This window comes from Yoonia sp. 2307UL14-13 (genome assembly GCF_037572755.1).
Classification (GTDB): Bacteria; Pseudomonadota; Alphaproteobacteria; order Rhodobacterales; family Rhodobacteraceae; genus Yoonia.
The window spans coordinates 209,884-224,167 of the sequence record NZ_JBBIFZ010000001.1 but is presented as its reverse complement, the minus strand read 5'-3'; the positions used below and the strand labels follow the sequence as shown (position 1 = coordinate 224,167).

Here is a 14,284-nt window from a genome sequence, read left to right as displayed (position 1 = left end):
CCGGATGAAATGCAACACGTTGATCATCGGCGCAGGCGCTGCGGGCCTGATGTGCGCCGCCCATGCCGGGCCGGACACGCTGCTGATCGATCACGCCAAGGCACCGGGCGAAAAAATCCGCATCTCGGGTGGCGGGCGGTGCAATTTCACCAACATGCACACCAGCCCCGCCAATTTCATCAGCCAGAACGAACACTTCTGTAAATCAGCACTCAGCCGCTATACGCAATGGGATTTCATCGATCTCGTCGATCAGCACAAGATTCCGTGGCATGAGAAAACGCTCGGCCAACTCTTCTGTGACACATCCGCAAAAGACATCATCGCGATGCTTCGGGCAGAGATGGATAGGGCCGACGCGCAGCTCTGGCTGCAAACCGACGTTGGCGAAATCGGCCATGATGGCACACATTTCACAGTCACATTAGTTCGTGAGGGGCGCGATAGGCAGATCACTGCCCGCAACCTCGTTGTGGCGTCGGGCGGCAAATCCATCCCCAAGATGGGTGCCACTGGCCTTGGCTACCAGATCGCTCGGCAATTCGGCCTGCCCGTCGTCACGCCACGTCCTGGGCTCGTGCCGCTCACGTTCTCTGACGACAAGTTCAAGCCACTCTCGGGCGTCGCGGCCCCTGCGCGGGTCACTGCGAACGGGGTCAGCTTTGATGAAGCCATCCTTTTCACCCATCGCGGTCTCTCCGGGCCCGCCGTACTGCAGGCCTCGTCTTACTGGTGCGAAGGCGAGACGGTGAGCATCGACCTTTTACCGACCACGGATCTGATGCCCACCCTGCAAGCGTATCGTCAATCCGCCGGTCGTCGGGCCTTTACAACCGTTCTGTCCCAACACTTGCCCGCGCGATTGGTCGATCACCTGAGCGAAACCTTCCCCCTCGACGGCAATATCGGCGACCAGAGCGATGCGGCGCTGAGAAATATCTGCAACAGCCTCTCCGACTGGCCGGTAAAGCCATCGGGCAGTGAAGGTTACCGGACCGCCGAAGTCACTGTCGGTGGCGTGGACACGGATGGTTTGTCCTCGAAAACAATGCAGGCCCAAAACGTCCCCGGCCTGTATTTCATCGGAGAATGTATGGACGTGACCGGCTGGCTCGGTGGGTACAATTTCCAATGGGCCTGGTCGTCGGGATGGGTGGCTGGCCGTGCCATTGCGATGACCTGAGGTGGGTTCAAACCGACCTTACGCAGTCACCCGCTGCACCTGAGCGATGAAGTCGTCGCCACGTTCTTCAAAGTTATCGTACTGATCGAACGAGGCCGCTGCCGGTGCCAGCAACACGACCTCGCCTGTCTGCGCATCTGCCGCCGCTCTTGCAACGGCCGTCTCCATCGTCGTGCAAACCTCTGCCACCAACCCGCCAAGCTGCCGCGCAAAGCCTTCGGCCTCGCGCCCGATCACGTAGGCTTTCACCACACTTCCTAGATGCGGCAGCATCCCATCAAGGCCACCTTCCTTCTGTAACCCCCCGCAAATCCAACGGATTTTCGGGAAGGCCTGCAAGGCCTTTGCCGCGCTGTCCACATTGGTCGCCTTGCTGTCATTGACGTAAGCCACGCCGTCGATCTCTGCGATGACCTGACTGCGATGCGGCAGGCCGGGATAAGACCGCATCGCAGCCTCGATCCCATTGGGTCCCAATCCCAGTGTCCGGCATGCGGCATAAGCGGCGCAGGCGTTCTGGTGGTTATGTGTGCCGGGTAAGCCTTTAATATCACGTAAATCTATCGACCCGACCTGCCGCCCTTTGCGGTATTCAGACAGAAACCCTTTCTTTGCGAAGACCGACCAACCGCGGGTCAGTTTCTGGCCGGATGAGATACGGATCACGCGGTCGTCTTCCGGCCCTTCGGTCAGTTGGTTGACGAGGTATTGCCCTTCCGCCTCGTCTACACCGATGACGGCACGGTCGGGACCACCTTCGGCGAAGAGCCTACGCTTGGCCGCGAAGTACCCGCCGAGGCCCGCGTGCCGGTCGAGATGATCGGGCGACAAGTTCGTGAAAACAGCAACATCCGGGGTGAGCGACCGGGCGAGGTCGGTTTGGTAGGAAGAGAGTTCCAGCACCACGACCTCTCCGTCGTGGGCAGGGTCGATATCAAGGACACCGCGCCCGATATTGCCTGCAAGTTGTGTCGGGCGACCGTTTTCTATCAAGATGTGGTGGATGAGGGCGGCAGTCGTCGATTTCCCGTTGGAGCCGGTGACGGCGATGACCCTAGGCGTCGTGTCGAAATTATTCCAATCGGGCGTGGCGAAGGACCGAAAGAACAGGCCGATATCGTTGTCCACAGGCACGCCCGCGGCCCATGCCGCGGCGATGGCGGGGTGCGGCGCAGGGTAAAGGTGCGGGATACCAGGGCTGGTGATGAGGGCGCTAACCCCTTCGAAAGACTGCACTTTTGTCATGTCGCGCAAAGTCAGATCATCGGCCTCGGCGGCCTCGCGCGCGGGGGCGCTGTCATCCCACACGACGACCTCTGCGCCCCCTGCCTCGAGCGCTGTGGCGGCGGCGCGGCCTGTTCGTCCGAGGCCAAGGATCGCCACCACCTGCCCCGCAAAACCCTGCACTGGAATCATCGCCCTGCCCCTTGTTTGTGGCGCGCAGAGTGCCGTTTGGGGATGCAACGTTCAAGAGCGGTAAAGGAAGGGTTAACCGGAAAGGCGGGTCCGGGTCCGGCGGGACAGGAATCCCTTGGTTAACAAGGGTTTCAGAGCTGTTTGCGGCGTATGCTTTGCGTACACACGCCGTACACACAGCGTGCGCACGTTTGTGCAGCTTGGGTCGGGTTAACGGCGCGTGCGTTGGGGTTTGTTAATGGGGGGTTAAGAACTGAGCACTGCCTGCTCTCGCAACAGAACCGGTGCAAGGTCGGCGACAATGGCTGCGATCTCTTCATGGTTCGTCGTTGGCGCGATGGCGCATTCAGCCGCTTTCCAGATCGCTGTTTGATGAGCAGGGAAAGCGTCAGCCGCCACTTTGGCGCAAGGATAGATATCGCGGCTATAAGCGTTCAGGCGGATCATCTGGCTTTCCATCAGGGATCGGACGATGCGCTTCATCAGCCATTGGCAGATATCTTGCCGGTCAGCATCTTCAGGCTCCTCGACCCAATAGACGGACCACTTCGCGAGCCACCGGTCCGCGCGTGGGAGGTGGCCCATTGCATGCTGCCCAAGGTGTGGTGGCGGCAAGTCCGCAATGAAGTCGTCACCGTGGATGTGCCACCCGGAAAGTGCAAGCGTGAATGCCATCCAGTCCCCGGATGCACCATGTGGAAAAGTTGCTGCATCAACAACCGCAACTTCGATCGGTAGATCGGGCATGAGCGCCGAATGCAGGTTCAAACCGTCACTCCGCCCGTTGAGAAAAACGACAAGGTCAAGGTCGGACACGCCAACAACATCCATGCCACGCGCGACCGAACCGCGTAATGCGATGCTGACCAGCGCATCACCGTAATGTGCGTGGAGTTTTTCGATCAGTTCTTTCAGAATTGGTGCCCAGATCGGTGCAGGTGGTTTTGCGCAGCGTCTCAGCAAACCGTCTGGGTCAGCGTACAACAGCGTGCCGATTGGTCGGAGTTGTGTCATCTGATGGCGATAGCGCAGTTTGGTAAGCATCACCACGACGTTGAATGGTTTTGCGCGACACACTGCCCGTTTACTGTGCGCCGAGCCGGTCGTTGGGCGGTGTGATGGATGCAAGCACCCATCCTACGGCGTTCGCTAGGGTGGACCCAGAACGACAACCGAGTGACGACGCATTTGGCCTCACCGCGCGTGGGTTTCACCTACCCTACCGCACTTTCAACGTCGCCAATCCAATCATCGCCAAAATCAGCGAAATGATCCAGAAGCGGATGACGATCTGCGGCTCGGCCCAGCCCTTCTTCTCGTAGTGATGGTGGATCGGGGCCATGAGGAAGACGCGCTTGCCCGTTCGTTTGAAATAGGCGACCTGGATGATGACCGAGAGGGCCTCGACTACGAAGAGACCGCCGACGATGGCCAGGACGATCTCGTGTTTCGTGGCGACGGCAATGGCGCCGAGCGCGCCGCCCAAAGCCAGTGACCCGGTGTCGCCCATGAAGACGGCGGCGGGGGGCGCGTTGTACCATAGGAAACCAAGGCCGCCACCGATCAGACCCGCGCAGAAGATCAGGATTTCACCCGTTTGCGGCACGTAATGCACGTCGAGATATTGCGTGAAATCGGTGCGCCCGACGGCATAGGCGATGATGCCGAAGGTGCCGGCGGCGATCATTGCGGGCATGATGGCGAGGCCGTCGAGCCCGTCGGTCAGGTTCACCGCATTGGCCGAACCGACGATGACGATGATCGCGAAGGGGATGAAAAGGACGCCGAGATTGATCAGCACGTCCTTGAAGACGGGAAGCGCGAGTTGGTTGCTGAGGTCCTCGGGGTGGTACATTGCAGCCCAGTAGCCGGCGATGCCTGCGATGATAATGCCCAGCAAAATCCGGAGCTTACCGGACACACCTGCCGTGTTTTGTTTGGACACTTTAGCATAGTCGTCGGCGAAACCGATGGCGGCGAAGGAAAGCGTCACGAACAGCACCATCCAGACGAATGGGTTGTCGAGCCGCGCCCAGAGGAGCGTGGATGTGGCCAGCGCCCCGACGATCAGGAGCCCGCCCATCGTTGGTGTCCCCGCCTTCTCGAAATGACCCTCCGGCCCGTCGCTGCGGATCGGCTGCCCTTTGCCCTGCTTGCGCCGCAGCACGTTGATGAGCGGTGGCCCGAAGATGAAGCCGAAGAACAACGCCGTCATGAAAGCGCCGCCCGCCCGGAACGTGATGTACCGGAAGAGGTTGAAAAAATCGCCGCCATCCGAAAGCGCTGTGAGCCAATAGAGCATGTGAAAGACCTTATTTTTCTTGGGGGCGCGCATGCCCCAGTTTGCGGATGGCGTCAACGACCAGGCTGACCTTGCTGCCTTTGGAGCCTTTGACAAGCACAACGTCGCCTGCATCGACAAGGCGGGTGACCTGGCCCGTCAGATCGCTTGCGTGTTCGGCCCAGCGCCCGCGCTGATGTTCGGGCAGCGCTTGCCAGAGGTGATGCATCAGCGGCCCGGCGCAGTGGATCAAATCGAGCGATTTCAGGTGCTTGTCGTCGGCCATGTCGCGATGCATCTGCACCTCGTCCGGGCCAAGTTCGAGCATGTCACCAAGGATCGCGACCCGGCGCCCCTTGATCGTCCGGCCCACATTGTTGTGCGGTGCGCTGCCTGCAATGACCTCGAGCGCGGCTTTAAGTGACGTCGGGTTCGCGTTGAAGGCGTCATCGATCAGGTCGAGCGTTTCGTCTTCGTTCACGCTGTCGAGTGCGATGGTTTCGCGCGTGCCCCGCCCGGCGGGTGGTTTCCATTGGGCGATCTGTAGCGATGCGGCGACGGGGTCGGCGCTCAGCGCCTCGGTCGCGGCGAGGACGGCAACGGCGTTCATGGCAAAATGCCGCCCGGCGACGGAGAGTTTGAAGAGGTAATCGTGGTCGCCTTTGCGCGTCTTGATTACGGTGACGTCGCCGGTCAGCCGGACGTCCTGGACCTGCCAGTCTGGCGCGGTTTCGCCGAAGAGGACGATGTTCTGGGCGTTGTTCTGCAGAATTTGGGTGGTTTCGATATCCGCGTTGATGATGGCGATGCCGCCGGGTTCGAGGCCGTCGAAGATGCTCGCTTTTTCGACGGCGATGCCGGCGAGGTTATCGAAGGCGGCGAGGTGAGCAGCGGCGATGGTCGTGATCATCGCGACGTGGGGCCGGGCCATTTTGGACAGGGGTGCAATTTCGCCGGGGTTGCTCATGCCGATTTCGATGATCGCGTAATCGGTGTCGACGGGCATTCGCGCGAGCGTGAGAGGGACTCCCCAGTGGTTGTTGTACGATGCCTCTGCCGCGTGGGTTTTGCCTTGCGTCGCAAGGACCGTGCGCAGCATTTCCTTGGCAGAAGTTTTGCCAACAGAGCCGGTGATGGCGACAATGCGCGCCTTGGTGCGGACGCGGGCGGCTGTGCCGAGGCTTTCGAGCGCTTTCAGGACGTCGGGGGTGATCAGGAGGGGGGCGTCATCGGGGACGTTTTCAGGGCGGTGGCTGACCAAGGCGGCAGCGGCCCCTTTTTCGAGCGCTTGGGCAACGAAATCGTGGCCGTCGCGGATGTCTTTCAGGGCGACGAAGAGGTCACCTGGCTGGATCGTGCGGGTGTCGATAGAGACGCCGCTGGCCTGCCAGTCTGCGGTGGTTTCGCCGCCTGTCGCGGCCACGGCATCGGCAGAGGTCCAGAGCGTCATATCTTGCCCTCGAGCGCGGCGACAGCGACGCTCGCTTGCTCGGCATCGTCGAAGGGCAGCACGGCATCGCCGACGATCTGGCCGGTTTCGTGGCCTTTCCCTGCGATCAAGAGGGCATCGCCCGGTTGCAGCGCGTCAATGCCGCGCAGGATCGCCTCGGCCCGGTCACCGATTTCGGTGATGCTGTCGGTGCCGCCTGCGTTCAGCGCCCCGGCCATGACGGCGGCGCGGATGGTGGCGGGGTCCTCGGACCGCGGATTGTCGTCGGTGATGATGACGATTTCGGCGTTTTCAGCGGCGGCGGCGCCCATCAGGGGGCGTTTGCCGGTGTCGCGGTCGCCCCCTGCGCCGACGACGACGACGATGCGGCCCATGACATGCGGGCGCAGGGCCTTGAGCGCGGTCGCGACGGAGTCGGGCGTGTGCGAATAATCCACGAACACCGCCGCCCCGTTGTCGCGGGTCGCGGCGAGTTCCATGCGACCGCGCACGGTGCCAAGTTGCGGGAGGGCGGCGAAGACTTCGGCAGGCTTCGCACCGGCCCCGATCACCAGACCGGCGGCGAGCAGGACGTTTTCGGCCTGAAAACCACCGATCAGATTGAGGCGCGCCTGATGTGGCTGGCCCTGCCATGAGAACAGGATGTCCTGCCCCGTGGCGTCAAACCGCTGGCCGGTCAGACGCAGACGCGCGTCCTTGTAATGGCCGACGCTGATCACCTCTTGCCCGCGGTCAGAGCAGATGTCGGCGACCTCAAGCCCCTTGGGGTCGTCATAGTTGATGACCGCCACGCCATCCTCGGACAGGACCCGTTTGAAGAGGCCCATCTTGGCGTCGAAATAGGCCTCGAACGTGCCGTGATAGTCGAGGTGGTCTTGCGTGAAGTTGGTAAACCCGGCAGCGGTCAGCAGCACGCCGTCGAGGCGGCGTTGGTCCAGGCCGTGGGATGACGCCTCCATCGCGACATGGGTGATGTCGTTGGCTCGCGCTTCGGCCAGGACGCGGTGCAGCGTAATCGGCTCGGGCGTGGTGTGTTTCAGCGGATGGGTCCAGGCGCCTTCGACGCCGGTTGTGCCAAGGTTGACGCCTGCGATCCCCATCGCCTCCCAAATCTGGCGGCAAAAGGTCGAGACGGAAGTTTTGCCATTGGTCCCCGTGACCGCAACGATGGTTTCAGGGTGCGGGCCGAACCAAAGCGAGGCGGTTTGGGCGAGCGTCTGACGCGGGTCTTGCGAGACGATCAGGGCGGCATCCGATGCGGCGAGTTCGTCGGTTGCGATCGCGGCCCCCTCAGCATCGGTCAGGATCGCGGCGGCCCGCATGCGCAAGGCGTATTGGATGAATGCGCCGCCATGGACGCGCGCGCCGGGAAGGGCCGCAAAGAGATGGCCGGGTTTGACCTCCCGGCTATCGACGGACAGCCCGGTGATGGTGGCGTCGGATCCACCCTGCGCCCGTAATCCCAGCTCTGCCAGCGTTTTCATCGGCGCCCCCTGCCTAGTTTCGGGTGAGTGTTACACCGACGGATTGGGGGGTGTCCACTTGCGGTCTGAGGCCCAGAAGAGGGGCGACGCGGCGGGTCATTTCAGCGGCGACGGGTACGGCTGTCCAACCCGCGGTCCGGCGTGGTTCGTCGCTGGATTCCTCTGAGGGTTCATCGAGCGTCACGATCAACACATATTGCGGGTCTTCGGCAGGAAAGGCAGACGCAAAGGTTGCTATGACCTTGTCGTCGTAATAGCCGCCGCCGCGTTCACGCGGTTTGTCGGCCGTGCCGGTCTTACCACCGATATTGTAGCCCGGCACCTCGGCGAAGGACGCCGTGCCATCGGTCACGACCCGCCGCAGCATCGCCATGGACCGGCGGCTGACGGCTTCATTGACGACCCGCTCACCCTCGGGCGCGTTTTCGCGGCGCAGGAGCGTTGGTTTGACCCGCGTACCGCCGTTGAGGAGGGTCGCATAACCAGCGGCGAGATGCAGGGGTGAAGATGACAGTCCGTGCCCGTAAGAGATTGTCATCGTTGAAATTTCCGACCAGTTCGGCGGGAGGAGTGGTTTACCGGTCGGCCCTTCGACCATCTCGACCGGGGTGGGTTCAAGGAAGCCGAGTGAGCCGAGGAACGCCCTTTGCCGGTCAGCGCCGATCATCATGGCGATGCGGGCGGTGCCGATATTCGAGGATTTGACGATGACATCCGTCACGCTCAGCTCCGGCCCGTAATCGCGGAAATCGCGGATGCGGAACCGGCCCCAGGTCAGCGGCCCTTGCGTGTCGATAACCGTGTTCGGATTGACGAGGCCCAACTGCATCGCCTGCGCAATCGTGAATATCTTGAAGACGGAGCCGAGTTCATAAACACCCTGCACCGCACGGTTGAACAACGGACTGTCGGATTGGTCGCCATTGGTCAGCACGCGGGGGCGGTTGTTGGGGTCGAAATCCGGCAGCGAGACCATCGAGATGATCTCGCCCGTATGGATATCCATCAGAACCGATGCCGCGCCCTTGGCGTTCATGATCGACATGCCGCCCGCCAACACCTGTTCGGCAGCGGCTTGAACGGTCAGGTCGATGGAGAGTTGCAGTGGTGCGCCTTCGTTTGCGGGGTCGCGCAGATAGGCGTCGAATTTGCGTTCGACGCCGGCCACGCCGATGACCTCGGCGCTCGCCACGCCCTCACGGCCATAGCTGGCACCGCCGAGGATATGGGCGGCGATGGGACCATTTGGATACAACCGCATTTCGCGGGGGCCAAAGAGCAGACCGGGCGAGCCGATATCGTGGACCTGCTGCATCTGTTCAGGGCTGATCTGGCGGCGGACCCAGAGGAATTTGCGGTCGCCGGTGAAATCCTGGATCAGTTCCTCTTCGTCCAGATCCGGGAAGATCGCGGCCAGACCCGACGCCGCATGCAGCGGGTCGATCATGTCCTTTGGGTGGGCGTAAAGCGAATGGGTTTCAAGGTTCGTCGCGAGGATGCGCCCGTTTCTGTCAACGATATCAGAGCGTTGGCCGATGATCGGGTTCCCGACGGCCGACGCGCGCGGCTCCTCGGGCATCGAAGACGCAAGCGTGCCCATGCGCCCGCCGATGACGACGAAGGCGCAGAAGAACGCGAGGCCGAGCACCAGCAAACGCCCCTCGGCGCGTTGCCGTGCCTTGTCTGCCATTTCCTCGTGACGGCGGCGCTTGTTTTCAGCCTCGATGACGGCGGGGTCTTCGCCTTGTGCGCGGGCCTTGAGAATACGGGCGAGTGGGCGGAGCGGCGTTCTCATAGCGGGTCCTTTACATCGGCAAAGGCGTCGCTGGAGAGTTCGATCGGGTTGGTGATCGGCGCGATGGGCGGGATCGGATAGATGATCTGATCGACCTTGCCGAAGGCGTCGGGCATCAGCGGGAGCAAGCCCAGACGGTCGAAGTTGAGTTCGGCCAGGTCGGCGAGCCGGTCGGGCCGGTTGAGATACGCCCATTCGGCGCGCAGAATGCCCAGCCGTTCATGCGCCGCGCCGATCTGAGCGTGCAACAGCCGCGCCTCTTTGATCGCCTGCTGCGTCTTGTAGTTTTCCTGATAGGCCCAAAAGGCCAGCCCCATCACGGCCAGAGCGGCGAAAACATATAAAAAACCACGCATTACCTGCCCCCCTTTCTGATTGGCATCCCAAGCGATGCCGGGTCGATGTCTTGTGCCGGTGCGTCGGTACGGATCGCGACGCGCAGTTTGGCCGACCGCGAGCGCGGGTTTTCCGCCAGTTCCTGATCGCCCGGGCCAATGGCCTTGCGCTTTTCGATGCGGAAGGCTGGCGTGACCTGTTCGGTTTCGGGTGCGTAGCGATTGGCGTTCGCCACATTGCCCGACCGCGCGGCGAAGAACCGTTTGACCATCCGGTCCTCGACCGAATGGAAGGTCACGACCGCCAGTTGCCCGCCGGGCTTCAAGGCCCGCTCAGCGGCCATCAGGCCTTGCGCCAGTTCCTCGTATTCGCTGTTGACCGCGATGCGGAGCGCCTGGAAGGTGCGGGTCGCCGGGTGGGACTGACCGGGTTTTGCGCGGGGGAGACACCCTTCCACCACTTTCGCCAGCTGCGCAGTCGTTGTGACAGGGCGTGCCGCCACGATGGCCTTGGCGATGCGGCGCGACGCGCGCTCTTCGCCATAAAGATAGATGATATCGGCAAGGTCCGCCTCCTCTGCCTCATTGCATAAATCTGCCGCTGACGGGCCAGACTGGCTCATCCGCATGTCGAGTGGCCCGTCGCGCATGAAGGAAAAGCCACGCTCGGGCAGGTCAAGCTGCATGGAACTGACGCCCAGGTCGAGGACCACGCCGTCAATGTCGGCGGCGTATTCGTCGAGCCTGGAAAAGACGCCTTCGACTAACTCGATCCGGTCGTCGCCACCTGCCCAGTCCGCCGCCATCTCGAATGCAAGCGGATCACGGTCGACGCCGATGACCTTATCGGCCCCGGCGTCCAGCAAAGCACGTGTGTAGCCACCATTGCCGAAGGTACCGTCAAGCCATGTCCCGGAAACAGGCGAGACCGCTGCGATCAGCGGTCTAATCAGGACGGGGATATGAGGTTCGGGTGCGGCAGCAGGTGGCATGATCTACTCATCCAGCAGGATGAGCGGATCGAACCCATCCTCCTGCTCACTCAGCCAGCCCTGCAGGTCATCGGCGACCTTGTCCTCGAATGTTTCTGCCTTCCAGATTTCAAAGTGATCGCCCAGCCCGCTGAAGGTCAGCATCCCTTCGCTGAGGCCTAGTTTCTGACGCTGCTTGATCGGCATGACGGTCCGCCCGTCCTTGTCCACATCCAGCCGGATGGATTGACCGATGATCAAGCGGGACAGCTTTTTCTTGCGGTCAGATCCGCGGGGGAGCGCGTTGATCTGGGCCACGACCGCGTTGAATTCGTCAACCGTGTAGCCGTGCAATTCATTTTTCAGGTGATCGCCGTAAAGCAGGTACATGCGGGGCGACAGGCCGGGCGTCCACTCGGGGTCACCTTCTTCGAGCACACGACGAAAATCGGCAGGGATCGACATGCGTCCCTTCCCGTCCACCTTGATGGTGTGTTCGCCTGTAAAACTCTGAACCACTGTCCCCTGGTTCCCTTAACTCATTCGCCCCCAATGCCCTTGAAATGAAAACGGCGGATTGCGCTGCTGCCACTGCACAATCCGCCGGTTCCGCCCCTCGTTGGGGGAAAGTCCGATCGCGCGTGCCACCTGGGGGGATGTCTGCTCGCTCACGCGCCGGATTTGGTTGGGTAATGACGAAGCCTGTATGAAACCTGCTTTTGCCGGTAGAGGTTCTTGGCGCCTCTTTGATGTTGTCCGTCGTTACCGTGTCTTAGTTGTGCCACCAGTTCCCTCACCGATCAACAACTTTTTGGGAATTCATGGTACTACATGGTGTTTTTGGGAGGCCCCTAGAACAAGATATTGATGTGTTGGGCCTTCATTTGACATATTTGTGGGGTATTTCGGTCAAATGGACACAATATGTAGATAGAACAATCGACTTGTTGGGATTGAAAAAAGTTTCAAATTTTACGGATTACGCCCGGTTCGCGTAACTTTGTTCACCAAATCGAGGCTGACTTACCAGCGTGATCGCCAGAAAATCCCATGAATGTGATTCGGAAACCACATTGATTCCATGGTTTCCCAGATCGCTCCTACTGGCATCATCACCGCAATCGATCATGACACAGTCAAACCGGTCATTCGCGTAAGCTGCCAATGTGTCGACGTTGCATGACGGAGAAGAAGCCCGCCGTGCCGGTCCATCGACAGTCTGCGGGATGGCTACCGTCTAGTGACGTGCTCTGATCACTCAAGCCGCTTATACATCAAGAAAGCATCCACCATGCCCCGATTAGGATGATCGAACGCATTCGGGATCGTGCCTACGGTCTCGAACCCCAACCGGCGCCACAGCCGCACCGCACCTTCGTTGCTGGCCAGGACGAAATTGAACTGCATCGCCTGATAGCCCAGTTTGCGCGCCTCATCCTGACTGTGTTCACACATCTGCCCGGCGAGCCCATGCCCGCGCGCATTCGGTGCGACGATGTAGCCGCAGTTGCAGATATGCGCGCCGCCGCCGGGTTGGTTGGTGCGGATGTAATAGGTGCCAAGGATTTCGTCGGTCTCGACCACATATGTGGCGGTGGGCTGGGTCATCCAGTAATCAAAGCAAGCGTGCTTGCTGATCTGCGGATCGACCGCATAGGTGTCCCCGGCCCGAAAGACATCGCGTAAGATCGGCCAGAGCGCGTCGAAATCCGCCACCTCTGCCCGCCGGATGATCACGCCATGCCGCCGTCGATAAAGCGGCGGGCAAGGTGGCGGTAGGCCTCGGCCATGGCGTTATCACCAACCGCGATCGGCTCACCCGCATCACCGGCCAGCCGCGTATCAAGATCGATGGGCAGCGTGCCCAGGAAGGGGACACCGATCCTTTCCGCCTCGGCGGCCACGCCGCCATGGCCAAAGATGTGGCTTTCGGTGCCGCAGGTGGGGCAGACAAAGGTGGACATGTTTTCGATCAGCCCCAGCACGGGCGTGTTCAACGTCTTGAACATATCCAAGGCCTTGCGCGCATCCAGAAGCGCCACGTCCTGCGGCGTGCTGACGACGACGGCCCCGGTCAGGTGGGTTTTCTGGCAAAGCGTCAGTTGCACATCACCCGTTCCGGGTGGGAGGTCCACGATCAATATGTCAAGCTCGCCCCACTGCACCTGTCCCAGCATCTGCTGCAAGGCCCCCATCAGCATCGGACCGCGCCAGACGACGGCCTTGTCCGGATCGACCATCAGCCCGATGGACATCATCGTCACGCCATGCGCCTGCAGGGGAATGATCGTCTTGCCGTCGGGGCTGGCCGGGCGTTTGCTGACACCCATCATGCGCGGTTGCGACGGGCCATAGATATCGGCATCCAACAGCCCGACCCGCCGCCCCTCTTTCGCAAGTGCGACGGCGAGGTTCGACGAAACGGTGGATTTGCCGACCCCACCCTTGCCCGAGCCGATGGCGATAATCCGGTCCACGCCTGCGACCCTGGCTGGACCCGCCTGCGGTGTCGGATGACGCCCGACCTTCAGCGATGGCGGTTCGGGCGCCTTGGCAGCCGGGCCATGGGCGGTAAGGATGACCGACGCCGCGCTGACGCCCGGCAGGGTTTTGACGATGTCTTCGGCCGCTTTGCGAACCCCGTCCATCTTGGCCGCTTCCTCGGGCGTGGCGGCTTCGATGACGAAACGGACGGTGTCGGCTTCGACATTCAAGGCCCGGACCATGTCCTGCGAGACGAGGTCACCGCCGCCCGGCAAGGTGAGGCGCCGCAAAGCGCCCAGAATTTCATCGTGGGTGACGGGCATGTGGTTCCTCCGGTTCGCAGACTGACTGTTTCGCAGGCAACATCTGGCACTTTTTCGGCAAATCGCAAGGTGGCGGAAACAGACGCCCAAAAATGCAACAAATTGATGACGTTAGGTCAATAATGCTTATGCAATTTCTGCATAGCAGCATTGACCAGACAAGCATTGTGCAAGCGCAGCATCATCATACATGATGGATGCAACAGGGCGGAAGATACCGCAACACGACGAAATTGAAAGATGAGCAGATGACATACAATACCGAAACAGGCTTTGCCGGTTTCTCCCTTGCACAGCGCTTTGCCGCGCTGCGCGCCGAATGGGTCGAGAGTGCCGCGAAGCGCAAAGAGTACCGCACGACGTTCAACGAGCTGGCCGCTTTGTCCGACCGTGACCTCGCCGATCTGGGCCTTCACCGGTCGATGATCAAGGCCGTCGCCTACAAAGCCGCCTACGGCAAGTAATTCAAGGATCGGGTCGGCCTCCTCCTCCCTTTAGGGCCGATCTGACACAGACCTGACGCTCTTCCTCCTCCCTGAACGTCAGGTCAGCAATAAGGTGG

The 14,284-nt window shown here is 61.3% G+C and carries 13 protein-coding genes; 2 read left to right on the top strand and 11 right to left on the bottom strand.

The annotated features are described in order from the left end of the window. Positions 1 to 4 precede the first annotated feature (4 nt). Positions 5 to 1,183, top strand: a complete 1,179-nt coding sequence (locus V8J85_RS01220; protein WP_339951412.1) for an NAD(P)/FAD-dependent oxidoreductase — start codon at positions 5 to 7, stop codon at positions 1,181 to 1,183. Between the two features lie 18 nt (positions 1,184 to 1,201). Here V8J85_RS01220 and murD read toward each other — a convergent pair whose 3' ends face one another. From murD to V8J85_RS01165, 11 genes are all read right to left on the bottom strand, one after another. Then, positions 1,202 to 2,599, bottom strand: a complete 1,398-nt coding sequence (gene murD / locus V8J85_RS01215) for a UDP-N-acetylmuramoyl-L-alanine--D-glutamate ligase (RefSeq protein ID WP_339951410.1) — start codon at positions 2,597 to 2,599, stop codon at positions 1,202 to 1,204. Between the two features lie 246 nt (positions 2,600 to 2,845). Further along, positions 2,846 to 3,613, bottom strand: coding sequence for a hypothetical protein (locus V8J85_RS01210; protein WP_339951408.1), 768 nt, complete (start codon positions 3,611 to 3,613; stop codon positions 2,846 to 2,848). A 205-nt stretch (positions 3,614 to 3,818) separates the two neighbouring features. Next, the gene (gene mraY, locus V8J85_RS01205; RefSeq protein WP_339951406.1) at positions 3,819 to 4,901 is read right to left on the bottom strand and encodes a phospho-N-acetylmuramoyl-pentapeptide-transferase; all 1,083 of its coding nucleotides are present in this window, start codon (positions 4,899 to 4,901) and stop codon (positions 3,819 to 3,821) included. Positions 4,902 to 4,911: 10 nt separating this feature from the next. Beyond that, complete coding sequence (locus V8J85_RS01200; RefSeq protein ID WP_339951404.1) at positions 4,912 to 6,330, bottom strand: UDP-N-acetylmuramoyl-tripeptide--D-alanyl-D-alanine ligase; 1,419 nt, start codon at positions 6,328 to 6,330, stop codon at positions 4,912 to 4,914. Then, entirely contained in the window at positions 6,327 to 7,814 is a 1,488-nt protein-coding gene (locus V8J85_RS01195; RefSeq protein WP_339951402.1) for a UDP-N-acetylmuramoyl-L-alanyl-D-glutamate--2,6-diaminopimelate ligase, read from the bottom strand. The genes V8J85_RS01200 and V8J85_RS01195 overlap by 4 nt, the downstream gene beginning before the upstream one ends. A gap of 13 nt (positions 7,815 to 7,827) precedes the next feature. Beyond that, positions 7,828 to 9,609, bottom strand: coding sequence for a peptidoglycan D,D-transpeptidase FtsI family protein (locus V8J85_RS01190; RefSeq protein WP_339951400.1), 1,782 nt, complete (start codon positions 9,607 to 9,609; stop codon positions 7,828 to 7,830). Continuing rightward, positions 9,606 to 9,965 carry a cell division protein FtsL gene (gene ftsL / locus V8J85_RS01185; protein ID WP_339951398.1) on the bottom strand — a complete coding sequence of 120 codons (360 nt, stop codon included), beginning with the start codon at positions 9,963 to 9,965 and terminating at the stop codon, positions 9,606 to 9,608. Before ftsL ends, V8J85_RS01190 begins: the two co-directional genes overlap by 4 nt. Beyond that, positions 9,965 to 10,936 carry a 16S rRNA (cytosine(1402)-N(4))-methyltransferase RsmH gene (gene rsmH / locus V8J85_RS01180; RefSeq protein WP_339951396.1) on the bottom strand — a complete coding sequence of 324 codons (972 nt, stop codon included), beginning with the start codon at positions 10,934 to 10,936 and terminating at the stop codon, positions 9,965 to 9,967. The genes ftsL and rsmH overlap by 1 nt, the downstream gene beginning before the upstream one ends. Positions 10,937 to 10,939: 3 nt before the next feature. After that, positions 10,940 to 11,434, bottom strand: coding sequence for a division/cell wall cluster transcriptional repressor MraZ (locus tag V8J85_RS01175; RefSeq protein ID WP_339951394.1), 495 nt, complete (start codon positions 11,432 to 11,434; stop codon positions 10,940 to 10,942). A 735-nt stretch (positions 11,435 to 12,169) separates the two neighbouring features. After that, positions 12,170 to 12,652, bottom strand: a complete 483-nt coding sequence (locus tag V8J85_RS01170; RefSeq protein ID WP_339951392.1) for a GNAT family N-acetyltransferase — start codon at positions 12,650 to 12,652, stop codon at positions 12,170 to 12,172. After that, a complete protein-coding gene (locus tag V8J85_RS01165) occupies positions 12,649 to 13,722 on the bottom strand; it encodes an Mrp/NBP35 family ATP-binding protein (RefSeq protein WP_339951390.1) in 1,074 nt (357 codons plus the stop codon). Before V8J85_RS01165 ends, V8J85_RS01170 begins: the two co-directional genes overlap by 4 nt. Positions 13,723 to 13,970: 248 nt before the next feature. Here V8J85_RS01165 and V8J85_RS01160 point away from each other — a divergent pair, with 248 nt between their 5' ends. After that, the gene (locus tag V8J85_RS01160; RefSeq protein WP_339951388.1) at positions 13,971 to 14,186 is read left to right on the top strand and encodes a DUF1127 domain-containing protein; all 216 of its coding nucleotides are present in this window, start codon (positions 13,971 to 13,973) and stop codon (positions 14,184 to 14,186) included. Positions 14,187 to 14,284 lie beyond the last annotated feature (98 nt).